This is a genomic window from Hymenobacter sp. B81 (genome assembly GCF_044628455.1).
In the GTDB taxonomy this organism is placed as follows: domain Bacteria; phylum Bacteroidota; class Bacteroidia; order Cytophagales; family Hymenobacteraceae; genus Solirubrum.
The window spans coordinates 2,462,169-2,484,385 of sequence record NZ_JBIYZW010000001.1; the positions used below are offsets into that span (position 1 = coordinate 2,462,169).

General features: G+C 67.7%; 21 protein-coding genes. 12 read left to right on the plus strand and 9 right to left on the minus strand.

Features of this window, described 5'->3' with window-relative positions:
• Positions 1 to 164: 164 nt before the first annotated feature.
• Together ACE191_RS10780 and ACE191_RS10785 are read left to right on the plus strand one after the other, a co-directional pair.
• A complete protein-coding gene (locus ACE191_RS10780) occupies positions 165 to 593 on the plus strand; it encodes a hypothetical protein (RefSeq protein WP_400192209.1) in 429 nt (142 codons plus the stop codon).
• On the plus strand, positions 590 to 1,252 hold the full coding sequence (locus ACE191_RS10785) for a hypothetical protein (RefSeq protein WP_400192210.1): 663 nt from the start codon (positions 590 to 592) through the stop codon (positions 1,250 to 1,252). The genes ACE191_RS10780 and ACE191_RS10785 overlap by 4 nt, the downstream gene beginning before the upstream one ends.
• A gap of 81 nt (positions 1,253 to 1,333) precedes the next feature.
• Here ACE191_RS10785 and ACE191_RS10790 read toward each other — a convergent pair whose 3' ends face one another.
• Both ACE191_RS10790 and ACE191_RS10795 read right to left on the minus strand, forming a co-directional pair.
• Positions 1,334 to 2,050, minus strand: a complete 717-nt coding sequence (locus ACE191_RS10790; protein WP_400192211.1) for a hypothetical protein — start codon at positions 2,048 to 2,050, stop codon at positions 1,334 to 1,336.
• A gap of 652 nt (positions 2,051 to 2,702) precedes the next feature.
• Positions 2,703 to 5,633 (minus strand): kelch repeat-containing protein, encoded by a 2,931-nt coding sequence (locus ACE191_RS10795; protein ID WP_400192212.1) that lies wholly within the window; start codon positions 5,631 to 5,633, stop codon positions 2,703 to 2,705.
• Positions 5,634 to 5,878: 245 nt separating this feature from the next.
• On the opposite strand from ACE191_RS10795, the gene ACE191_RS10800 reads away from it, so the two are divergent.
• Positions 5,879 to 6,847 (plus strand): family 16 glycosylhydrolase, encoded by a 969-nt coding sequence (locus ACE191_RS10800; protein WP_400192213.1) that lies wholly within the window; start codon positions 5,879 to 5,881, stop codon positions 6,845 to 6,847.
• 139 nt (positions 6,848 to 6,986) lie between these two features.
• On the opposite strand, the gene ACE191_RS10805 is transcribed toward ACE191_RS10800, so the two are convergent.
• Complete coding sequence (locus ACE191_RS10805) at positions 6,987 to 7,553, minus strand: DinB family protein (RefSeq protein ID WP_400192214.1); 567 nt, start codon at positions 7,551 to 7,553, stop codon at positions 6,987 to 6,989.
• A 194-nt stretch (positions 7,554 to 7,747) separates the two neighbouring features.
• On the opposite strand from ACE191_RS10805, the gene ACE191_RS10810 reads away from it, so the two are divergent.
• The 3 genes from ACE191_RS10810 (at position 7,748) to ACE191_RS10820 (ending at position 10,778) form a co-directional block, all read left to right on the plus strand.
• A complete protein-coding gene (locus ACE191_RS10810; RefSeq protein ID WP_400192215.1) occupies positions 7,748 to 8,956 on the plus strand; it encodes a pyridoxal phosphate-dependent aminotransferase in 1,209 nt (402 codons plus the stop codon).
• A 275-nt stretch (positions 8,957 to 9,231) separates the two neighbouring features.
• Positions 9,232 to 10,212 carry a LamG-like jellyroll fold domain-containing protein gene (locus ACE191_RS10815; protein ID WP_400192216.1) on the plus strand — a complete coding sequence of 327 codons (981 nt, stop codon included), beginning with the start codon at positions 9,232 to 9,234 and terminating at the stop codon, positions 10,210 to 10,212.
• A 53-nt stretch (positions 10,213 to 10,265) separates the two neighbouring features.
• Positions 10,266 to 10,778 carry a hypothetical protein gene (locus tag ACE191_RS10820; RefSeq protein ID WP_400192217.1) on the plus strand — a complete coding sequence of 171 codons (513 nt, stop codon included), beginning with the start codon at positions 10,266 to 10,268 and terminating at the stop codon, positions 10,776 to 10,778.
• Positions 10,779 to 10,859: 81 nt separating this feature from the next.
• On the opposite strand, the gene ACE191_RS10825 is transcribed toward ACE191_RS10820, so the two are convergent.
• Positions 10,860 to 11,903: an NAD(P)-dependent alcohol dehydrogenase gene (locus tag ACE191_RS10825; protein ID WP_400192218.1), complete on the minus strand. Its 1,044-nt coding sequence runs from the start codon at positions 11,901 to 11,903 to the stop codon at positions 10,860 to 10,862.
• A 128-nt stretch (positions 11,904 to 12,031) separates the two neighbouring features.
• Between ACE191_RS10825 and ACE191_RS10830 the strand changes: the two genes are divergently transcribed.
• The gene (locus tag ACE191_RS10830) at positions 12,032 to 12,334 is read left to right on the plus strand and encodes a DUF3817 domain-containing protein (protein ID WP_400192219.1); all 303 of its coding nucleotides are present in this window, start codon (positions 12,032 to 12,034) and stop codon (positions 12,332 to 12,334) included.
• An 11-nt stretch (positions 12,335 to 12,345) separates the two neighbouring features.
• Here ACE191_RS10830 and ACE191_RS10835 read toward each other — a convergent pair whose 3' ends face one another.
• From ACE191_RS10835 to ACE191_RS10845, 3 genes are all read right to left on the minus strand, one after another.
• Positions 12,346 to 13,083: a DUF1990 domain-containing protein gene (locus ACE191_RS10835; RefSeq protein ID WP_400192220.1), complete on the minus strand. Its 738-nt coding sequence runs from the start codon at positions 13,081 to 13,083 to the stop codon at positions 12,346 to 12,348.
• Positions 13,073 to 13,651: a DUF1990 family protein gene (locus tag ACE191_RS10840; RefSeq protein ID WP_400192221.1), complete on the minus strand. Its 579-nt coding sequence runs from the start codon at positions 13,649 to 13,651 to the stop codon at positions 13,073 to 13,075. The genes ACE191_RS10835 and ACE191_RS10840 overlap by 11 nt, the downstream gene beginning before the upstream one ends.
• 81 nt (positions 13,652 to 13,732) lie before the next feature.
• On the minus strand, positions 13,733 to 14,377 hold the full coding sequence (locus tag ACE191_RS10845) for a dienelactone hydrolase family protein (RefSeq protein ID WP_400192222.1): 645 nt from the start codon (positions 14,375 to 14,377) through the stop codon (positions 13,733 to 13,735).
• Positions 14,378 to 14,525: 148 nt separating this feature from the next.
• On the opposite strand from ACE191_RS10845, the gene ACE191_RS10850 reads away from it, so the two are divergent.
• The 5 genes from ACE191_RS10850 (at position 14,526) to ACE191_RS10870 (ending at position 19,903) form a co-directional block, all read left to right on the plus strand.
• Complete coding sequence (locus tag ACE191_RS10850) at positions 14,526 to 15,719, plus strand: glycosyltransferase family 87 protein (protein ID WP_400192223.1); 1,194 nt, start codon at positions 14,526 to 14,528, stop codon at positions 15,717 to 15,719.
• Between the two features lie 156 nt (positions 15,720 to 15,875).
• Positions 15,876 to 17,426, plus strand: a complete 1,551-nt coding sequence (locus tag ACE191_RS10855) for a serine hydrolase (RefSeq protein ID WP_400192224.1) — start codon at positions 15,876 to 15,878, stop codon at positions 17,424 to 17,426.
• Between the two features lie 93 nt (positions 17,427 to 17,519).
• Positions 17,520 to 18,479 carry a hypothetical protein gene (locus tag ACE191_RS10860; RefSeq protein ID WP_400192225.1) on the plus strand — a complete coding sequence of 320 codons (960 nt, stop codon included), beginning with the start codon at positions 17,520 to 17,522 and terminating at the stop codon, positions 18,477 to 18,479.
• 63 nt (positions 18,480 to 18,542) lie between these two features.
• Entirely contained in the window at positions 18,543 to 19,232 is a 690-nt protein-coding gene (gene nfi, locus ACE191_RS10865; RefSeq protein WP_400192226.1) for a deoxyribonuclease V, read from the plus strand.
• The gene (locus tag ACE191_RS10870; RefSeq protein ID WP_400192227.1) at positions 19,229 to 19,903 is read left to right on the plus strand and encodes a hypothetical protein; all 675 of its coding nucleotides are present in this window, start codon (positions 19,229 to 19,231) and stop codon (positions 19,901 to 19,903) included. The genes nfi and ACE191_RS10870 overlap by 4 nt, the downstream gene beginning before the upstream one ends.
• Here ACE191_RS10870 and ACE191_RS10875 read toward each other — a convergent pair.
• Positions 19,900 to 20,805 carry a glutamate--tRNA ligase family protein gene (locus ACE191_RS10875; RefSeq protein ID WP_400192228.1) on the minus strand — a complete coding sequence of 302 codons (906 nt, stop codon included), beginning with the start codon at positions 20,803 to 20,805 and terminating at the stop codon, positions 19,900 to 19,902. The two genes, ACE191_RS10870 and ACE191_RS10875, sit on opposite strands and share 4 nt — an antisense overlap.
• 174 nt (positions 20,806 to 20,979) lie before the next feature.
• On the minus strand, positions 20,980 to 22,170 hold the full coding sequence (locus ACE191_RS10880; protein ID WP_400192229.1) for an efflux RND transporter periplasmic adaptor subunit: 1,191 nt from the start codon (positions 22,168 to 22,170) through the stop codon (positions 20,980 to 20,982).
• Positions 22,171 to 22,217: the final 47 nt, after the last annotated feature.

Below are 22,217 nucleotides of genomic sequence, written 5' to 3' on the forward strand. Positions count from 1 at the left end.
GAGCAGAGTGACCATACTTATTTGTTTTTGGGTTGTACAAAGTACTGCATTGGCAAGGTAGGTTGCACCTCCGCTGCCGCCCCAGCGGCAATGCCGCTCTGCTCAACAAGGCCAACTCATCCAGATGCGGAATCAATCCGGCCCCGCATCGCCGCTCTTCATCCATGACCTCAGCCGAAGCCAAAAACCTGCTGCTGCACCATGCCTTCAGTCACTCCGACCACGAGCACCCCACCTCCCAGCACGGCTTCCTGGGCATGCTTCGGCCCTTCGACGGCACCCTGAACGAAGCCAACTACCACGCCGTCATGGCCGCTCTGCACGTCTTAGCCAACGACCTCGAACACCCTACGCTCGACCGCGAAATCATAGCGGCCCTCTGGGGTATCTGCCACTTCGCCCGCGCCTGGGGCCTCGACCCCGACGGCATGCTGCGCCGCAACGACCTCATCAGCCCCAGCCAGATACAGCAGCTCGACACCTGGGTCGCTAGCATTTCCTACGCCACCTGCTGCCTGCTCGACGGCTCGGGCAGGGCTGAAGCCTTTGCCGACTATCTTCCGGCCCTACCATCCGCGTCCCAACTCCAGTGAATTTTCTCCGCAAGCTATTCGGCCCTCCAAAGCCCAGCCTCGATTCCCTGGCATTCGATTCCCAAGGCTGGGTTCTGCGCGAGCAGGCCTCCCACCAGCGTACCTGGGACCATCCCGCCGCCCCAGCCGTGCTATCCGTCAACTTCTTCGATATCCCACCCGACCTGCCTCCGGGCCTCTCCCCCACCGCCCTGCGCCAGCTCTACCGCAGCAGCATCCGCCAGCAGGAAGGCGGCCTCGTCGAGTTAACGCGCGGCCAAATAGGCGCCCAGCCGATGGTCCGCACGCTGTTTAAGGTACCCCTGCAGCCTTCCGGCATGCTTTACATTGGCTCGCTCATCCTGCCCTTCCGCGACTACAGCTACGTAGTGAAAGTACAGGCCCGCGAAGACGGCTACACCGGCCTGCGCGAATCCCTCGTCGCTGACATGCTGATGCAAGCCGGCCAGCTCCAACTCACCGACGAGGGCTACACCGACTGGTTTGCCGACCCCTACGACCCGCACTATACCCTCGGCACCCTGATGAACCGCGCCGAGCAGCCCGAGTACGACGGCCTGCTCCCCAACCATCCGCTGACGCTTGTGCGCTCCACCCTGCGGTGGTTGGAAAGCAGCCTACGGTTGCAGCCCGAGCTGCTGAAAGTGGCCCCTTTTTAAGCGCAAACCAGCCCCCCCAAAAAACCAAAACAGGGCACCCACCCCGGGTGCCCTGTTTCTTTTTCAGCTCGAAAGCAGCCCCTACGGCTTCGTCCCCCCGGTTTCCGATTGCTCCTGCCGCACCCGCTTCAGCAGCTGCGTCAGCGTGTAGCTGCGCTCCTTGGCCCGGTCCACCCCGCGGTACTGGCTCTTGCCGTCGGCCAGCACCTCCCGCACCAGCGCCCACAGGTGGTTGTACAGCCGCACCCCCTCCTGCGTCAGCCGCTGTTGCCGCATTTGCGTCAGGTCCTGCTCCGTCAGGTCCGTCGCCAGCGCCGTGGCCATGCCCCGCAGCGCCGCCGTATCCGCCGCCGCGTGCCCCTTCGCCGCCAGCGCCGCCGCATTCGCGTCCACGTTCTGCAGCAGCGTACCCAGCGCCTCCTCCAGTTCCTCCACGTCCTCCGCCTCCCGCGCCGCCCGCACCTCCTTCAGCCCGAAGGCCCGCGCCGCCACCGTCAGCCCCTGCGCCCGGCGCAGGCGCGCCTCCAGCCGGTTCAGCAGCCGCGGCAGCTCCTTCATGGTCGTCGCCAGCTTATCGCCCAGCGCCGTGCTCTCGCCCTGCGCCGTGCGGTTGCTCGTCGCGCCCTTCGCCGCCGCCAGCCGCGCATCAAAATCCGGCAAAAAATCCGCCCCGTACTCCTCCGGCAGCAGCTCCGCAAACTCCCCCAAATCCTCCTCCACCTGCTTCCGCACCAGGCGGGCCAGCGGCAGCACTTCCTCCGTGCGGCAGCCGTAATAACTAGGCACCAATCGTGACATAAGAAAAAAATGTTTTGGTTGGAAAATTCTCCTAACGATATCCAAATTCCCCCGTCCTTCCAAATCCTTTTCCGCTTCTTCTTCCGCCCCCATCCTACCTCTCTCGCCCCGCCGTGCCCCACGCAAGCACAAGCCACAGAGCACGTTCAATCGTCCACCCCCTTCCCCCCCAAGAGGCTCCATAAAGCCCAATCAGCACCTCCCCCACGCTTTTGGAGAAGACCCCGGGCCGAAGTCCCAGCACAACGCTCACTCAGAAGCCACCGCTGGAAAGGTCCCCAGGGCCGGGGGGTAAGGTTACCGGTTCCGGGGGTGAGGTTCCCAGAAGTCGGGAGCTGAGCACCCACCCCGACAAACTCCCGACCCACCCCGATATCATTCCGACCCACTCCGATATCATTCCGACCCACCCCGACAAGCTTCCGACCCACTCCGATATCGTTCCACCCCACCCCGATATCGTTCCACCCCACCCCGATACGGCTCCACCCCACCCCGATATCGTTTCTACCCACCCCGACAACCCTTCCGCCTTGCCCATTTCCCAGCCCCGCCCGCCCCACAACAAAACAGGGCACCCGCCACGGGTGCCCTGTTTCCATTTCAGCGCCGCAGCAGCTGCTACCGCTGCCCGGCCAGTGCCAGCCGCGCCTTAGCGCAGCACCAGCTTGCGGGTGGCCGTGCCCTCGGCCGTGGTTACCCGCACCGAGTACACCCCGCGGGCCAGATCGGCCGTGTTCAGCTCGGCCGTGGCCAGGCCGTGGCTGGCGCGGGCCTCCTGCGCCAGCACCCGCTGGCCCACCGCGTTCAGCACCTCGATGCGCGCCGTGCCCGTGGCCGGCAGGCTCAGGTAAGCCCGCTCGGCGGCCGGGTTGGGGTACAGCTGCAATTCCTTCGCCAGCCGCTCGCTGCCCGTGGCCAGCACCCGCCCGGCATCCAGGCGCACGAAGAAGCGGCCGTTGTGGCGGCCCGCCGTCAGCGGGGCCGTGTAGGCGCCGCCGCGCAAGTCGTGCAGGCGGCCCGTGGCGCGGTCTTCCAGCAGCACCCGCACCGCGGCGGGGAAGTAGTCGAGCCGCGCCGCCTCGAAGGTGGCCGGGCCGGCCTGCGTGGCCAGCACTTCCAGCGGCAGCACCAGCTCGCCGCTCAGCTCGGGCAGCCCCTGAATGCTCAGGCGCTCGGTGCCCGCCACCGTGGCCACGCTCAGCAGCTGCGCCGTGGGCACCTTCCAGGCGTCGAAGCGTGCGTCGCTGCCCGTGGTGGCCCCGTTTTCGGCGTAGAACACCACCACGTCGTCGGCCGCGCCCTGGCGCAGGCGCAGGTCGAGGCGCGGGCGCAGGTCGCGCCGGGCCTGGCGCTCAAACACCGGGTTGGCGTACGTGGTAGCGCACATGCCCAGGTTGAAGTTCACCGAGGCCGTGCTGCCGGGCGCCAGGTTGCGCGCGAAGAAGCCCTGGGCCACGGCCAGCTGCCCCGTGCTCAAGTCGCCGGTGCCCACGCCGTTCACGTACTGGTCGTAGCTGCCGGTGTAGGGGCCGCTGGGGCGGAACACATACACCGCGTCGGCCAGGCCCCCGCTTTGCAGGGCCGGGCGCAGGGTGCTCAGGTTGAGCGGCGCCAGGAAGGGGTTGGCCAGCAGGTGCCAGCCCGAGTTGGCCGTGCCCGAGTTGCGCAGGGTCGTTACCCCCACCACCGGGCTGCCGGTCACCCCGGTAAACGTGACCACCTGGCTGCCGCCCAGCTGGGCCGTCCAGCCCAGGCCCGGCGACAGCATCTCCGCCATACTGCCCGGCGACTTCCAGCCGTAGTCGAAGCTGCTGGTGGTGGCCGAGGCCGCGCTCAGGCGCGTCTGGTCGTAGCCAAACACCGTGGGGAAGGGCGTCACCAAACCGGGGTTGGGAGCGGTGTTGTAGGCCGGGTTCACCGTCATGGGCGAGCCGCCGCTGCCCAACTGGGCCACCGTGGCCCCCTGCACCGGCGAGCCGAAGTGGCGGTAGCCCGCCGCGGCGCCAGTTACGGCCCGCTGCACCGCCAGCTGCCCCTGCACCACCCCGCCGTTGTGCACCACCATGCCGCTGAGGGCCGGCGTCGAGAGCAGCGTCAGGCGCCCGGCCGAAGCCAGGTTGCCGTTGAGCTGCAGCACCCGCCGCACCTGCACCGGCCCGCCCAGCGAAGCACCGGCGCCCCCCACTTCGAGGTCGTAGAACGTGCTGCTGCCCGTGCCGGCCAGCGTTTGGGCGGCGTTGCCCGTGAGGCGCACTTTGCCGCCGCTGGCCATCAGGCTGCCGGCGTTGTCCAGGTCGCCCGTCAGCTCCAGCTCGCCCCCGCTCAGCGCCAGGCTCGCGCTGCCGGCAATGCGCAGCGCCTTGGCTTCGGCCGTGCCGCTGCTAATTACCGGCATGGTGGCCACGCTGTCGGGAATGTTGGCATCCACCGTGGTGGTGGGCACGCCCGCGGTCCAGTTGCCGGCTGTGTTCCAGGCCGAGGAAACTGCCCCGGTCCAGGTGGTGCTCGTCACGGGCGCCACCGGGGTCAGATCCATCCGGTACATGGTCGAGCTGGGCGTATTGGGGCCAAGCAGTCCACCCAGTACGTACAGGGAGTTACCCATTGCTACCAGGCCCAGCTCCGTCAGGGCCAGCGGCAGCGAAGTAGCCGCGCTCCAGCTGTTGGTGGCCGGGTTGTAGTAGTCCACGTCGTTGTAAAGCGTGCCCGCGTTCATGCCAATGTCCGAGTCGCCGCCGGCCACGTACAGGTTGCCATCGGAGCCAGCTACCCCCGAGGTATAGCCCCGCGCCGGGGCCGGCAGGGAGGCGCCGGTGGTCCAGCTGTTGGTAGCGGGGTTGTAGATGTAGTGGCTGGTTCGCGGCGCGTAAGGATTCTCGCCGATGCCCCCGTACAGGTGCATCAGCCCGGCCGCGTCGATGGCCGCGCCCATGCCCATCAGGGCCACCGGAATCGGTGCTCCCAGCGTCCAGGAGTTGGTGGCGGGGTTGTAGATCTGCACCTCGTTGCCCGGCGTCACGCCCAGGTCGAAGTTCCAGCCCCCAAACACGTAAATCAGGCCGCTGGGCGCCGTCAGGGCCCGGGCCTGCCAGCGCGCCGCCGGCATGGGCGCAATAGCCGCCCAGGTATCGGTAGCGGGGTCGTAGGCGAAGCACTCGGTGCGGTAGATCGACATATCCCGGCCCGCAAACGAGTAGATCTTGCCATCGAGCCCCAGCGCCGTAGCCGGCCCCTGCATGGCCACCGGCATGGACGCCCGGCTCGACCAGGTGCCGGTAGCAATGTTGTAGGCCTCCGTCGAGCTAAAGGTTGCTACGCCGTTGTAGCCCCCAAACACGTAGATGTTGCCGTTGGGGTGGGCTACCGCACCCTGCTGGGCGCGGGCCGTGGTCATGGAGGACAGGCTCAGCCAGGGCCCGGTGGAGCGGGCGGCTACGTCCTGCCCCAGGTGCGGGGCCAGCAGCGGCCCGGCCACCGCCCCGCGGCGCGGCAGCGTAGGATCCGAAATTTGAGCAACTACCTGGGTGGTAGTCAGCAAGCCCACCAGGGCCAGACTTCCGAGCTGTAAAGCTTTTTGCATAATCAGCAGAAAAAAGAGCAGCGGCAAATATAGAAGCCTAGTCATGCCCTATGGAAATAAGTCAACTCATTTTTCGGTTTATACCGAAAGCCGCATCCACCAGCCCGCCCGCCTACTCCGGCAGCCCCCAGCAGCGGCAGCTTCTCGGCCCGGGCCGGCGTATGATTGCGGGGCCGATTTGCGTTTGCTGCCCCGGACGGCCCACTCTGCGCCCGGCCGGCTTCGCTGATTCCTTTCTGCTGCCTATGTTTTTCCGCCTGCTGCTGTTGATTTTGCTGCTCGTTGCAAGCCCCGGGGCCGCCCAGCCGCCGGCTACCGAGCCTGCTCCCCGCCGCCTCAGCTACCAGGGCTGGGGCCTGGCCTTTGCCGACGAGTTCGACACCTACTCCTCCCTGGCTGACTTTCAGGCCCGCTCCCCCTGGCAGTTCCACCCCGACGGCGGCGCCCGCACCCTCACCAACAACGCTGTCGAAGATCAGTACTACGAGCCGGCGGCCCTCAGCCTGCAAGACGGCCGCCTGGTGCTCACCGCCACCCGCCTGCCCGAGCCCATTGTGTACCCCTTCCGCACGGCCGCGGGCACCGATACCAGCAAGCTGCTCCACTACCAGTCGGGTTGGATCAGCACCCGCCCCGACTTTTATACCGGCCTGGGCCTGGGCGACGCGCCCCGCTGGCCGCTCAACCGCGGCTTCGAGTACGGCCTCTTTGAAATCCGCTGCCGGTTCGGCTCGTCTTCGCGCGCCTGGCCCGCGTTCTGGCTGTTCAACGGCACCACCGAAATCGACGTGTTTGAGGGCGGCAGCAACGCCCTGGGCCGGCCGCGGCTGTTCTCCACCAACGTGCACCACAACCCCGCGCCCCCGGCCCGCAGCCGCACCGCCCAGGCCTCGCACCGCAAAGCCTTCGGCCCCAGCCTCGACCAGGAGTTCCACACCTACAGTGTGGTGTGGACGCCCACCGCCGTGACCTTCTACTTCGATGGCCGCCGCCTGCGCAGTATTCCCGCCCGCCGTCTGCCCACCCTGCCCGCTCCGGTCGACATCATTGCCAACCAGGCCATGCTTGGCTACAGCCCCGCGCTTTCGCCCACGCCACCCGAGCAGGAGCCACCCTCGCAGTTCGAAATCGAGTACATCCGCGTTTACAAACCTCAGGATGGCTCCCTGAACCGCGGCCACTACGTGCTGCCCGCCCCCTCACCCACGCCCTAGCTCCGCCGCCCGTCAGCCGCTGGCTGCCGCTCACCGGGGCCGGTCGTTTTCCGTCAGCGGCTGACGGGCAGGGTGCCCTGGGTGGAGCATCAACTACCAGGCGGCCTCGGCCCGCTACTGTTTTCGCCCGCCTTCGCTTTCAGCCGCGCAGCACCCGCGCCGTTACCAGCAGCTGGCCCAGGTGGCGCATGGTGTGCTCGGCAGCGTGCACCAGCAAGCCCAGCATGGTGGAGGGCAAGCCGGCCCGGCCCACGGCCCGGGTCTCGCGCAGCGTCGGCTCATCGGTGGCCCGCAGCTGCGCCAGCGCCCGCTCCACCTGCGCATCGAACGCCTGCAGTAGCCCGGCTACATCGGGCCCAGCGGCTCCGCTTTGCCCTTCGGCGGCCAGGTAGGCCAGCTGTTCGGCACTGAGCGCTTCGCCGCGGGCGTAAGTCAGCAGCCGGTTCAGCACGCCCGTGAGGTGCAGCAAGTGAAAGCCCACCGACGCCACCCCCGCCGGCCGCGCCCACAGCAGCTCCCGGGGAAAGTCGCGCAGGGCCTCGGCCAGCTCCTCGCGGGCCTGCAGCAGCGCGTGGGCAACCGGCTGCACCAGCGGGTTCAGATCGGGCAGGGGTCCGCGTAGCCATACTTCGGGCAATTTCGCCGCCTGGGCGGCCGGTTGCGGAGCAGTTGAGTCGGGCGACAGGTGGTTGGCAGTAGCAGTCATGCCCCCACAACCGCCCGGCTCCGACCTTGTTTGGCCGCTCCTTTTGCGCGGCCCCGCGGCCTGGTTCTCCCGGGCCAGCGGCCCGCTCGTCCTGCCATCCGCCGGCTTGGTCCTTTTTTCCGCGGCCCAATTCACCCGCCGCCCTACCTTGCCGGCCCCTGGTTCTTTTTTCGTGGCGCCGCCACATTTTTCCCATGCTGCAAGTCTCCGAGCGCGGCCGGGCCATGCCCCTGTCGCCCTACCGCAAGCTCACGCCCTACGCCGACGCGGCCAAGCAGCGCGGCGTGCAGGTGTATCACCTCAACATCGGCCAGCCCGACATCGAAACGCCGCCCGCGGCGGTGGCGGCGGTGCAGCAGGCCCACATCGGCGTGCTCGAGTACAGCCCCACCGCCGGCCGCCCCAGCTACCGTCGCAAGCTGGCCGCCTACTACCAGCGCGCCGGCATTGCCGTGCAGCCCGACGACATCCTGGTCACCGCCGGCGGATCCGAGGCCATTCTGTTTGCCCTGCTGTGCTGCCTGAATCCCGGCGACGAGCTGATTGTGCCCGAGCCGTTCTACGGCGCCTACACCGCCTTTGCCGTGGCCACCGGCGTGCGCATCGTGCCCGTGGCCGCCACCATCGACAACGGCTACGCCCTGCCGCCCATCGCGGCTTTCGAGGAAAAGATCGGCCCGCGCACCCGCGCCCTGCTGGTGTGCAACCCCAACAACCCCACCGGTTACGTGTACACCCGCGCCGAGCTGCAGGCCCTGCTCGACCTCTGCCGCCACCACCACCTCTACCTGCTGTCCGACGAGGCCTACCGCGAATTCTGCTACGCCGGCGAGTACGTCAGCGCCCTGCACCTGCCGGGGGCGGCCGAGCACGTGGTGCTGCTCGACACCATCTCCAAGCGCTACAGCGCCTGCGGCGCCCGCATCGGCGCGCTGGTCACCCAGAACCCGGCCCTGCAGGCGGCCGCGTTTCGGTTTGCCCAGATGCGGGTGAGCCCGCCCGGCCTGGCCCAGCTGCTGGCCGAAGCCGCCGCCGAGCTGCCCGATTCCTACTTCGACCACGCCAAAGCCGAGTACCAGGCCCGCCGCGACCGGATGGTGGCCCGCTTGCAGGCCATGCCGGGCGTGCAGTGCCCCGTACCCGGCGGCGCCTTCTACATCATGGCCCGCCTGCCCGTCGACAACGCCGAGCGGTTTGCCCAGTGGCTGCTCGAGGAGTTTCAGCACCAGGGCCACACCGTGATGATTTCGCCCGCCGCCGGCTTCTACGCCACCCCCGGCGCCGGCCACAACGAGGTGCGCCTGGCCTACGTCATCAACCAGCCCGCCATCGACGCGGCCATGATCTGCCTGGCCGAGGGTCTCCGGCAGTATCCCGGCCGCACCGCAGCCGCCGGCGCGTAAGCTGCCGGCAGCCTTTTGCCACACCGGCCAAAGCCCTTCAACGAAGGGCTTTGCTGCTTTACGGACCGGCCGCCACTGCCCCCCGTTTTCGGCCGGGCGGCCCTAACTCGGTTAGACGCGCCGCCGGGTTGCCCGCTGGCTTCTCACATCTACGTGTGATTGTCTGCCGGCTTCGGGGCGGGGTAGTTTTGTAGCGTCAGACGTGGTAAACGGGCTTTTCGGGCCTGCATTCCGCTTCATCGGCCCCTGCTTCTACTCCTTTCCCCTCTCCTGCTATGAAACGTTTCTACCGCTCCCTGCTTACCGGCCTGGCCCTGACCCTGGGCGTGGCGGCCGCCAATCCCACCCAGGCTCAGCTGCGCACCTTCCTGCGCTTCGACGACAACCAGCCCGACAAGGTGACCGCGCCGCTGACTGCGCCCATCGGCCCCTACACCGTGGAGGCCTGGGTGAAAAGCACCGGCTCCAGCGCCAATACCTTCGCCACCATCCTGGAAATGGGCGACGACAAACCCTGGTTCGGCATCGACGGCAACGGCCAGCTCGAGGTCTACCCCACGATTTCGGGTGGCACGGTGCCGCGCAACGTGTGGACCCACGTGGCCTTCACCTGGGACGGCACCACCGCGCGCCTCTACGTCAACGCTACCCAGGTAGCGGCCAACACTGACCAGCCTGGCCTGGGCGGCGTGGGGCTGGCCATCGGGGCCGAGCAGGCCGACAGCTACGGCTGGATGGGCCACATCGACGAGGTGATGATCTGGAACGGGGCCCGCACGCCCGCCCAACTGGCGACCGACATGGCGGGCTACGCCACGGCCCAGGCGGGCATGGTGGCTTATTTCCCCTTCAATGAAAACGGCGGCCAGACCGTCGACAACCTGGTGGTGGGAGCCCCCGACGGCGTGCTGGGTGCCACCACGGCCGCGGAAGTAACCGACCCGGTGTGGCAGCAGGAGCTGGTGCAGTCGGCCCGCACGGGGCAGGTGGCGGCCAGCTTCACCCTCGACGCGGTCTATCCCAACCCCGTGCGCACCCAAGCCAGCATTGGCTTCCAGCTGCAGAAGGCCGGCCCGGTGCATTTGGCCGTGTACGACCTCACCGGCCGCCAGGTGGCCGTGCTGGCCGAGGGCTACCGCGCCGCGGGCCGCTACGCGGTGCCCTTCGCCCCCGCCGGGCTGCCGGGCGGCCTCTACCAGTACCGCCTCAGCACCGACGGCCAGAGCCTGACCCGCCCGCTGGTGCTCGGCCGCTAGGCTCCGTTCCGCTAGTGCTTGGTGGGGCCGCCCGCCGCGGCGTATCTTCGGGAATGAACCACTCCCGCATTCCGGTCATGCTGGCCGCCACGCTGCTGCTGGGCTCGGCCCTGACGCTGCTGGCCGCCGGGCCGGCCCCGGTTCCGGCCCGGCGGCTGACGTTGCGCCTGAACGATACGCCCGTGGCGGCCGACACCGTGGAGTCGCGCTTCGAGGTGGCCGGCACCGGGCGCGTGCTCACCCTGGCCCTCGTGCGCCGCGACGCCCCCGACGAGCCCGGCCTCACCATCTTGCTCGACGAGTTCAAGCCCGTGCCGGCGGTATACCGCTTCAAGGACGTGCTCAGCGGCCACGTGCGCCAGGCCAGCTACCGCGCCCAGGAGCGTGCCGCCGAGTCGCTGGCCTGCGGCAGCAGCGAGGGCGAGGTGCGCGTAACGGCCGTCGATGCCGCCCGCCGCCAGCTCACGGGCACGTTTCGGGTGGTGCTCTGCGCCACCAGCGGCGCACCCCGCGGGCAGCGGCTGGTGTTCGAGGGCAGCTTCCAGTACCCCTACGAGCTGCGCTGAGCCAGGGCAGCCCCGCTTATAAGCAAGAAAGGCAGCCCCCGGCGGGAGCTGCCTTTCTTGCTTGTGGCAACCAATCTGGCGCTACAGCGTGGCCAGGTCGATGACGAAGCGGTACTTTACGTCGCCCTTGAGCATGCGCTCGTAGGCCTCGTTGATGTCCTTGATGTCAATCAGCTCGATGTCGGACATGATGTTGTGCTCGGCACAGAAATCCAGCATTTCCTGGGTTTCGGCAATGCCGCCGATGAGTGAGCCGGCAATGCGGCGGCGCTTGCCAATGAGCTGGAAAGCGTGCAGCTGCGGGGCTTCGGGCGGCACGCCCAGCAGAATCATGGTGCCGTCGCGGCGCAGCAAGCTCACGTACTGGCCCAAATCGAGCGGGGCCGACACGGTGTTGATGATGAAGTCGAAGTAGTTGCTCACGCTCTTGAGCTGGGCCGCGTCCTTGGTCACCACGAACTTGTGGGCGCCCAGCTCCTGGGCATCGGCGGCTTTATTGGGCGAGGTGCTTAGCACCGTGACTTCGGCGCCCATGGCGGCGGCCAGCTTCACGGCCATGTGGCCCAGGCCGCCCAGGCCCATCACGCCCACGCGGTGGCCGGGGCCCACCTTCCACTGGCGCAGCGGCGAGTAGGTGGTGATGCCGGCGCACAGTAGCGGAGCCACGCGGGCCAGATCGAGCTTGTCGGACACTTTCAGCGTGTACTGCTCGTCGACCACAATCTGCTTGGAGTAGCCGCCGTAGGTGGGCGCGCCGTTGCTCAGCTCGCGGCTGTTGTAGGTGCCCACCATGCCCACCTCGCAGTACTGCTCGAGGCCCTCCTGGCAGCTGGGACAGGTGCGGCACGAGTCGACCATGCAGCCCACGCCGGCCAAATCGCCTACTTGGAAATTCTTGACGTGGGCACCCACTTGCGTGATGCGACCCACGATTTCGTGGCCGGGTACCATCGGGAAAATCGAGCCGCCCCACTCGTCGCGCACCTGGTGCAGGTCGGAGTGGCACACGCCGCAGAACTGAATGTCGATGAGCACGTCGTGGGGGCCCACGTCGCGGCGCTCGAACTGGAACGGGGCAAGGGGGACGTTGGCAGCCGGGGCGGCGTAGGCTTGGGTTGGTAGCATGATGAGCAGGTAAAAAAGGGAAGAGTAGGACCGATGAAACCGGCGCGGCCGGCAAAGGTTGGCATACGGGAACTGTGGCCCGGCGGCGGTACCTTTGTTTTCCGCTACTCATTGCGGTCCACCCACCTATGCCTGCTCCCCTGCTCTCTTCCTCTCTCGGCCGCCTGCGCGTGGTCGGCTTCCTCGAAGGCCTCTCGTTTCTGGTGCTGCTGGGCATTGCCATGCCGCTGAAGTACGTGCTGGGCATGCCCGAGGCCGTGCGCGCCGTGGGCATGGCCCACGGCCTGCTGTTCGTGCTCTACGTGCTGCTGGTCATCATGGTCACCATCGAGTTCAGCTGGTCGCTGCGCAAGGCAGCCCTGGCGTTCTTGGCTTCCCTGGTACCCTTCGGCACGTTCTGGGCCGACAAAAAGCTGTTCCGCGAGGCCTAAGCCCCGGCGGCTTACCGAGCAGTTGCCGACGACTGCCCTATGCCGGCATCGGCCGGTAAATGCCGGGGCGGCATGCCGGCGGCGTCGGCAGCGGGCAGGGTGGCGCCCTGGCGCAGCTGCTCCACCACCAGGGTGCGCAGGCGCTTGAGCGACTCGCGGGCAAACTTGCGCTGCAGGCTGCGGCCGAACAGCTTGAAGCCCACCCGGTAGAAAATGTTCTGGATGCGGTCGGGCTGGGAATAGGCTTTCACCTTGAAGCTGACCTTGCCCGTGCGCAGGTTTTTGTGCACCGTGAAGGTGATTTCGCCCTTTTCGAAGTGCCCCTCGAGCGTGCGGTAGTTGTAGCCCCACACCTGCTCGGGCCCATCGGGCGTGGCGCGCTGCTCGTCGGTGACGCCGCCGATGCGCACGCCAAACCAGAAGGTGAAGCCCAGAAAGCGGCCACGCAGCAGCATTACGCGCTCGGCCAGGGGCTGGTCGGGCACGAAGATACCGGTGATGAGGTCGGGCGGCGGAAACGAGTAGTTGAGCAGCACCTGCCGGGCGGCAGCCCAGCTGCCGTCGGGCTGGGGCGGACCGGGCGGTTCGGCGGGCAGCTCGGTGCCGTAGTCGTCGAGGCGCCAGCCCGACTGGGCCGTGTACTCGTGCACGCGGTCAAGGTCGTAGTTGACTTTGGCTTTGGCGTAGGCGTCGAGGCGGGCGCGGTACTGCTCCCACAGGGGCGGCCCGCCGGCTTGGCTAGTGCTCATGGCGTTCGGTGGTTTTGTCGGCCCCGTCCTGCTCTACCGTCTCCACCTGCACCGGCCCGCGGGCCCGGCCGCCGCTGGCCTCGGCCACGCGCTGGCAGAACGTCACCCAGGTTTGCTCCTGCACCTGCTTGCCCACTCCAATGGTGCTGTAGGCAAAGGCCACCAGCCCGTCGCGCGAGCGGGCCCAGGAGTGAATTTCGAAGCGCAGCAGCTTTTCCTCGCCCGGCAGCTGGCGCACCGCAAACCGGATGCGACCCGCCTCGGGGTGCCCGTCGAGGGTCAGGAGCTCGAAGTGCTGGTCGGCCACCTCGGTTACGCGCACCGAGCCGTTCCAGGGCCCCAGAATCTTGATGTGGAACTCGTCGCCGGTTTGCAGCCGGTGCGGCTCACCCTGCTTTTTCTCGAAGTTGGCCAGCAGATCGGGGGAGAACTGCTCGACGTTGCACTGAATGTGGTGCATGAGCTCGGCCGGTAGCTTCTGGGCGCCTTCTACGTCGATGTAGTAGCGGCGCTCGAAGAGCGGACCGGCGCCGGTGTCGGCGGGCTGGGGAGTTTTGTGGTCGGCCATGGGGAAGGAAGCCCGGCGGGGAAAGCGGCGGGTTTATGGCTTGGCAAACGCAGCCGGGCGGCGGCGGGTTGGCGGCCCGCTTCAGCGCAGGTGGGTGCGGCACCACTCGGCGGTCAGGTCGCCCACTTCTTCCAGGCTGCCCGACTCCTCGAACAAATGCCCCGCGCCGGGCACCACGTGCAGGCGCTTGGGGCCCGAAAGCCGCTGCAGGGCCTGCTCGTTGGGGTCGAGGGTGGGCCAGTCCTGCCCGCCCACGATGAGTAGGGTGGCGGCCTTCACCTGGTCCAGCGTATCCGCGGCCAGGTCGGGGCGGCCGCCGCGCAGCACCATGGCCTTCACCCGGTCGCCCAGTTCGGCGGCGGCGCGCAGGGCAATGGCCGAGCCGGTGCTGGCCCCGAAAAAGCCCAGGTTCAAATCGAACAGGCGCAGCTCGCGGCACACCCAGCTGGTGGCCCCGATCAGACGGCGGGTGAGCAGCTCCTGGTCGAACCGCGACTCCACGAGCTGGTCTTCGGCGGGAGTCAGAAAGTCGAACAGCAGGGTGCCGAAGCCGGCCTGCTGCAGGCGCTGGGCCACGTACTGGTTGCGGGGACTAAGCCGGCTGCTGCCGCTGCCGTGGGCGAAAATCACGATGCCCGGTGCGTGCAGCGGCAGCGTGAAATCGGCGGCCAGCGTGGCATGGGGCAGCTCCAGCCGGATGGGCTTGGGAGCGGTAACAGGTTCCATCGAACGAAGTGGATTGGGGGAAGCGGCAAGTCTATGTTACGCAGCCCCGGGCAAAAGGTAGCATCCGGCGCGGTTTACCCGGTTACGGCCCTGGTTGCGGAGCGGCCGCGGCAGGTACCTTTGCGGAGTTTCTTTATTTCCTTCTGCCGTGTTTCGTTCCCGAGTTCAGGCTGCCCTGGGGCAGCCGCGGGTGCTGCTGGGCCTCTACGCCGCCCTCACGCTGTTTGCCACCCTGCAGCAGTACCTCAAGCACACCATCGACAACTACAAGATCTTCACCCTGCCCTTCTGGCACCTGCTGGCGGGGCGCGACTTGTACGCGGCCTACCCCGAGCTCTACAGCGTGCCCTACAAGTACAGCCCCACCTTCGCCCTGTTCATGGGCGGGGCGGCCGTGCTGCCCGACTGGCTGGGGCTGCTGCTCTGGAACGTGCTCAACACGGTGGTGATGTACACGGCCGCCCGGCGGCTGTTTCCCGACCAGCGCCGCAGCCTGCTGCTCTTGCTCATCCTGGCCATCGATACGCTTACCTCCCTGCAAAACAGCCAGAGCAACGGCCTGCTGCTGGGTTTGATGCTGTGGACCTACCTGCACCTGGAAAACCGGCGGCATCTGTGGGCCGGGCTGTGCATCGCGCTGGCGTTTTTCATCAAGATCTACGGCATCGGCATCGGGCTGATTTTCCTGTTTTACCCCGGCTGGTGGCGGGCCGCGGCCTGGGCCGTGCTGTTTGGCGTGCTGCTGGCGCTGGCCCCGCTGCTGGTGGCCTCGCCGGCCGAGTTCGAGCGCCTGTACCGGGGCTGGTACGACATTGTGCGCGTGTCGACCACCGACGTGCAGCTCTCGGTGATGGGCGTGCTGCAAACCTGGCTGGGCTGGGCCCCGCCCAAGGGCTGGATTCAGGGCGCGGGGCTGGGGCTGCTGCTCGTGCCCCTGCTGCACCTGCGCTTCCGGGCCGAGGCGGCCTACCGCCGGCTCTACGTGGCGGCCATCCTCATTTTCGTGGTCATCTTCAACCAAATGGCCGAGTCGCCCACCTTCGTCATTGCCGTGGCGGGCTTCGCGCTCTGGTTTCTGGGCTACGGCCGCAGCCTGCCCCGCCTGGCCCTGGTGCTGCTGGTCCTGACGCTGGTATTCACCTCCCTCTCGCCCTCCGATTTGTTTCCGCGCGCCGTGCGCAACGAGCTGTTCGTGCCCTACAAGATCAAGGCCGTGCCCATGCTGCTGGCCTGGGCGGTCATCATGGCCCAGCTGCTCTTCTACCCCCGCTGGCGCAGCCGCCTCGCCCGGGCCGACGCCGACGCCGGGTTGCCCGCCGAGCCCACTGCCCAACCCGCCTGAGGCTATTCGCCCCAACGAAAAGCCAAAAACCAACAACGAACAACCAAAAACGCCCCGCGCCGCCGTGGCTCCCCCTCTCCGCCGGAGAGGGGGCCGGGGGTGAGGCAACTCCCCGGCCCCGGCCGCATCTTTGCTGACTCCGAACTCTCGCCTCCTATGCTTTCCCGCCTTCTTTCTCCCCTGGCTGGCCTGCTGCTGCTCGCCACCGTTCCCGCCGCCGCCCAGGCGCCGGCTCCCAGTACCGCCGCCGGCAACCGCTTCGTGGCCGACTCGCTCGACGCCTACGTGCAGCGCGGCCTGCGCCAGTGGAACATTCCCGGCCTGGCCGTGGTGGTGGTCAAAGACGGGCAGGTGGTGGCCAGCAAGGGCTACGGCGTGCGCGCCGTGGGCAAACCCGAGCCGGTCGACGCCAACACCCTGTTTCTGATTGCCTCCAACACCAAGCTGTTCACCGGCACGGCCCTGGCCAAGCTCGACGAGGAAAAGAAACTCTCCCTCAACGACAAGGTCACCAAGTACCTGCCCGACTTCCAGCTCTACGACCCCACATCGACGCAGCTCACCACCGTGCGCGACCTGCTGGGCCACCACCTGGGCACCAAAACCTTCCAGGGCGACTTCACCTTCTGGTCGTCTAACCTCAGCCGCGCGGATATTGTGCGCTCCATGCGCCTGCTCCAGCCGCCCTTCCAGTTCCGCCAGGAATACGGCTACTGCAACGCCGGCTTCCTGGCCGCGGGCCAGATTATCCCGGTGGTCACCGGCGGCACCCAGTGGGAAGACTACGTGCAGCAAACCATGCTCCGACCCCTGGGCATGAGCAGCACCAGCATGAGCACCGCTGGCTTTGGCCAGCGCCCCAACATTGCCCTGCCCTACTCCAACGCCTACGGCCCGCTGGCCCAGCTGCCCTTCGACCACGTCGATAACCTGGGGCCGGCAGCCAGCATGGTATCCAACGTCAACGACCTGGGCAAGTGGCTGCAGTGCCAGATCGACAGCGGTAAGTACCAGGGCCGGCGCGTGCTGAGCTGGCCCGTTGTGCGCCGCACCCGCGACGTGGTCACGGCCGTGTCGGCGCGTAAGTCGGCGCTGCTGCCCGAGCACTTCCGCACCTACGGCCTGGGCGTGTTTGCCGCCGACTACAACGGCCGCCAAGTGTACTGGCACACCGGCGGGGCCACCGGCTACGTGAGCAACACCTGCTTCGTGCCCGAAGAGCGCCTGGGCATTGCCATCCTCACCAACCAGGACAACCAGAGCTTCTTCGAGGCCCTGCGCTACCAGCTGCTCGACGCCTACTTGGGCATGCCCTACCTCGACCGCAGCCAGCAGCTGCTGGCCCGCAGCCGCCCCGGCCGCGAGGGCACCCTCAAGGACGTGGCCGCCCTCGCGGCCCGCGTGGCCAAGAAAAACAAGCCCGCCCAGCAGCTCGACGCCTACGCCGGCCAGTACACCCACCCGCTCTACGGCCCCATCCAGGTCGAGCGCAAGGGCAAGCAGCTGCTGGTGCGCTTCGGCCGCCACCCCGAGCTGACCGCCACCCTCGACTACATGGACGGCCAGGAGTTCCGCACCGTGTACTCCAACCTCACTTACGGCATCTACCCAGCCATCTTCACCCTGGAAAACGGCCAGGTCAAAACCCTTGAGCTGCGCGTCAACGACGGTATCGAGCAGGACCCTTACGTGTTCAGCAAGGGCTAGCCCCGCCTGCACAACCAGCCACTGCGGAAGCCCGGCGCCGAATCAGCATTCGGCGCCGGGCTTTTTATATTTCAGCGCCCAACTGCCCTGCTCATGCACAAGTCGTTGCTGTTCGTTCTGTTGCTGGCAGCGCCGGCCTGCCGCGACCAGGCTACGCCGGATTTGCCGGCGGCCGCGCAGGTCGCTTCCGAGGACGAGGCCATTGCGCGGCTGCTACGGCAGCAGCGTTCGGAATGCACGATCTGGCAGTACAGCGGTTCCGACAGCGTCCGGTCGACGGTAGCCTGCCGACGCTTGTATGACGCCCGGCACCGCTTGATCAGCGAAACGTACCGCGGATTCTCACCCACCTTTGAGGATACCTGGGTTGATGGCTCCACTTACTCCTTTTATGAGGACACCTTACTTCGGCAACAGGTAGCTGTTTACCCCAACCAGGACCGCAGCAAGGTCATCCACACTTACAGCCCGCAGGGCCAGCTTATCCGGCAGGAGCACCTGACCTTTGAGCGGCGCCTCAAAGCAGGCGTCGACAAGGGTATGGGCCGCTCCGGGGGCTGCATTGTTGCTCCGGAGGATTACGAGCCCCACCGCACCTGGGCCCGCCGGGGCGTTTCCACCTTTGCCTACGATGAACGCGGCAACAAGGTCGAGCAGGAGTTTCAGCCGCCGTCCGCCCCGCCGGATCGTACCACCTGGGCGTACGACGCCGGCAATCGGGTAACCCGCCAGAGCTTCTACAGCGCCCAACAGCTCAGCTGGACCGAGCAGTATATCTATACGCCCGACGGCTATTCCTACACCCGCACCTGGTTCGATGCAGCCGGCCGGCCCCAGCACCGGGCTGCCACCTCAGCAGACTACTGGCCCCAATACACTTTTGCCGTGGCCGGCCACCCCAACCGCCCGGTGCGGCAGATTTGCACCAACGAGCAAGGGCAAACCAAGAGCGTCATCACCTACGCGTACGATTCGCAGCAGCGGCTGATCCGGGCGGTGGCCCGCAACGGGCAGGGCCAGCCCCTGACCACGCACCGGTACGTATACCGGTAAGTCGGCTGCCCGGCCCGGCCGTATCGTATCAGGGAGCTACTTCCTCCCCAACCCCTCGTCAGCATGGCCTACTACCGCCCCTACCACCCGCCCGCCGACCCCGAGCTGGTGCGCCGCCTCAGCCAGCAGCAAACCGACATGCGCCAGCAGCAGCGCCTCGAGCCCCTGGCCCAGCCGCCCCGCCTCATTGCCGGCCTCGATTCCTCGTTTCCCACCGAAGACACCATCCTCTCGGTTATCGTGGTGCTGAAATACCCCGAGTTGGAGCTGGTAGAGAAGGTCTACCACCACGGCCCCGTCGACATGCCCTACGTACCGGGCTTTCTGAGCTTCCGCGAGGCGCCCAACCTGCTGCTGGCCTACCAAAAGCTGCAGCACCGCCCCGACGTGCTCATGGTCGACGGCCACGGCTACGCCCACCCCCGCCGCATGGGCATTGCCGCCCACATCGGCGTGCTGCTCGACATGCCTAGCCTGGGCGTGGCCAAGCAGGTGCTCACCGGCCAGCACCCCGAGCCCGTCCCCGAAGCCGGCAGCACCGCCCCGCTCACCGACAAGAAAACCGGCGAGCTGATTGGCGAAGTGCTGCGCACCAAAGACCGCGTGCTGCCGGTGTTCGTGAGTCCCGGCCACCGCATGGATCAGCCCACGGCCACCGCCCTGGCCTGGGCCTGCACCCGCGGCTATAAGCTGCCCGAGCCCACGCGCCTGGCCGATAAGTGGGCCGCCAACTTTAAAGCCGAAGTCCGATGAGCCGGCGCCTGCCCCTCGCCCAAGTGCTGCTGGCCGGCTTAGCCAGCCTCAGCAGCTGCCAGTCCAATGACGCCCCCGGCAGCCGCTCGCCAGCCGATCTGCGAGCCCCGGGCGAAGTCATCAAGGAGCAGCCGCTGCCCGCCACCAGCCAGCCCGACACGTCCCTTCCTGCCGCTTTCACCCGCTTCACCGACGCCCTGCGCCAGGCCGATACCACCGCCCTAAACGGCCTCATCGAGCCCGCGCACGGCCTGTGGATACTCGAGCAGCCCGGCGCCCTACCCCTGCTCACCCGCGTCGGCGACATCCGTGGGTTTCGCCGCGAAAACCAGCAGCGCCCGTTTTTCAGCCTCGCCGCCGAGCTGATGCCCTGCCTGCGCCCCGAGCCGGTGGATACCCTGCCCCGCGCCACCTGCGACGGCCGCCCCGGCAACGAAGCCGGCTTCGCCCGTCTGGGCTGCCTGCTGGCCCCCCACCGCGACGCGGGCCTCAACGGCATCTGGCCCCACGCCACCCTGCGCGGCGGCACCGTGGCGCAGGGCCAGGCCGCGCTGGCCCGCATCAGCCACACCGTGCTGCAAACCCGCTCCGGCTTCCGCTTTCACTGGGCGCGCACCGCGCAGGGCTGGCGCCTGGTGCTGGTCGACCTGCGCATTCCCTGCAGTGCCTAGCTGCCGCCGGCTGAGTGCGGTTGCGTCAGCAGCGCCTCCAGCGCCGGTCCGGCCGCCTGTTGCAGCGCCCCCAGCGAATCGGCGGCTTCGCCCGGCAGGCTCAGCAGCTGCGCTACGGCCGCGTACACCGCCCGCGGCCCGGCTTCGCTGCCCAGCACCCCCCTCTCCAGCGGCGCCTGCTGCGACTTCGACAGCTTCTGCCCGCGGGCATCGGTGAGCAGCGGATGGTGCAGAAACCGGATGCGCCGGGCGTTGAACGCGGCGGTTTCGGGCAGCTGCCGGGCCAGCCACAGCTGCGCGGCCGTACTGGCTCGCAAGTCCAGCCCGCGCACCACCAGCGTGGTGCCCAGCCGTAGGTCATCGGCCACCGAAGCCAGCTGGTAGGCCACCACGCCGTCTTTTTTGCGCAGCACGAAATCGGGCATTTCCCGGCCCAGCGCCACCGCAGTAGCGCCCTGCCAGGCATCGGCAAACGCCACGGTGGTTTCGGCCGGCACCCGGGCCCGCCAGGCCGCGCCGGGCTGGTCGAGGTCGGCCGGAATTTCCTGGTTCTGGCTGCGGCTGCGCAAACTGGCGTGCAGCAAACCGGGCACGAGGCGCAGGCGGCGCAGCAGCTGGTTGTACCGGGGCAGGTGCAGCAGCTGGGAGTGGTGGCGCAGAAAGTCGTCGGGACCATTGGGACCGTGGTCGTAGTCGAGGCCCAGCCAGTCGATGGTGCGGAAGATGCTCTCGAGGTAGGCCGGGCGCAGGCGGGCGCGGTCGAGGTCGTCGATGCGCAGGTGCAGCGAGCCCCCGGCCCGGCGCACCAGCAGCCAGGTCAGCACGAAGTTCACCGCGTTGCCCCGGTGCAGATAGCCGCTGGGCGTGGGCGCCAGCCGCCCCACTACTTGGTCATTTATCATTGATCATTTATCAATTCACCATCGGGTATTATCCCTCAGCCGCCAGTATCAGCCACTATCGGTCAGCCATCGGTAGTGAACAACGGAAGTAGCAGCAGGACCAGGCAAATAACAGGGAAGCTGTTATGATCATGTCCGGGCCTCATCAATGATCAATGATAAATGATCCATGAATTACTCTTCTTCGGCGGCGTTCTTGAGCTTGCCCAGTAGGCTGTAGGCGCCCTCGGTTACCACCAGGGTTTGGGCCGTGACGGTAGCGGGCAGCACCAGGGGCACCAGCCCGTTTTCTACCGGCCCGGCGCGGCGCACTTCCACCAGGCGGTAGCGCCGCTGCCCGGCCGCGGGCTGCACGAAAATGTAGCTGCGCCCCTCGTAGTCGACCACCGCCGCCTCGGGCAGGGCCGGCACCGAAGCCTGAGTAGCGGCCGGCTGCGTTTCGATGATGGCCCGCACGAACATGCCCGGCAGCAGGCGCGGGTTGTCTTCGTCGTCGGGGTGGCCGTGGATGCTCACGGTGCGCGAGTCGGGGTCCACGGTGCGGCTCACCAGGTTCACGTGGCCCAGATGCTCGCCCCCGGCCGAATCGGAGGCCAGGGTAAAGCGCAGGCGCTGGCCGATGCGTACCCGGGGCGCGTCTTTTTCAAACACGTTCAGCTCCACGTGCAGGTGGGTGGGGTCCACCAGCTCGGCCACGGGGTCGGTGGGGGCCAGCGTCTGGCCAGTGGTGGCGTTTACCTTCTGCACAAAGCCGCTGATGGGCGCCCGCAGCGCGGCCGTGGTGGCCATGGGGCCGCTGCCGCGCACGGACAGGCCGGCCAGGCGCAGGCGGGCCGCGAGGGCGTCGCGCTGGGCCTGCAAGCTGCGGTACTCGGCCTGGGCGCGCTGGTAGTTTTTGGCCGGCGCCACTTCCTCGGCTACCAGCTCGCGCTGCCGCGCCAGCTCGGTGCGGGCATACTCCAGCTGGCTGAGCACCTGGCGGTAGTCCTGCTGCACCTGGATGAACTCGGGGTTACGAATCACGGCAATGGCCTCGCCCTTGCGCACCCGCGTACCCGCCAGCAGCGGCAGCCGCTCCACGTAGCCGCCCAGCGGCGCGCTCAGCACCACCAGGCTCTGCGGCGGCGCGTCCAGCGTCCCATTCACGCGCAGGGCGCCCGCCGACGACTGCCTGCTAACCCGCCCGGTGCGTACGCCGGCCACCCGCAGCTCGTCGGCACTCAGCTGTACTTCGTTGGGGGCGGCAGGCTGCTCCTGGGCCGCAGGCTCGGCGGCCGGGTTTTCGGGCGCAGAATTACAGGCCGCCAAACTCAGCAGCAGCGCGGGAATCAGCCATTGGGCCGGATGAGAAAAAGAGAAAAGCATTGGGAGGAGAAGTCGGAGAAAGAGAAAGAACAGCGCCGTTTTACCTG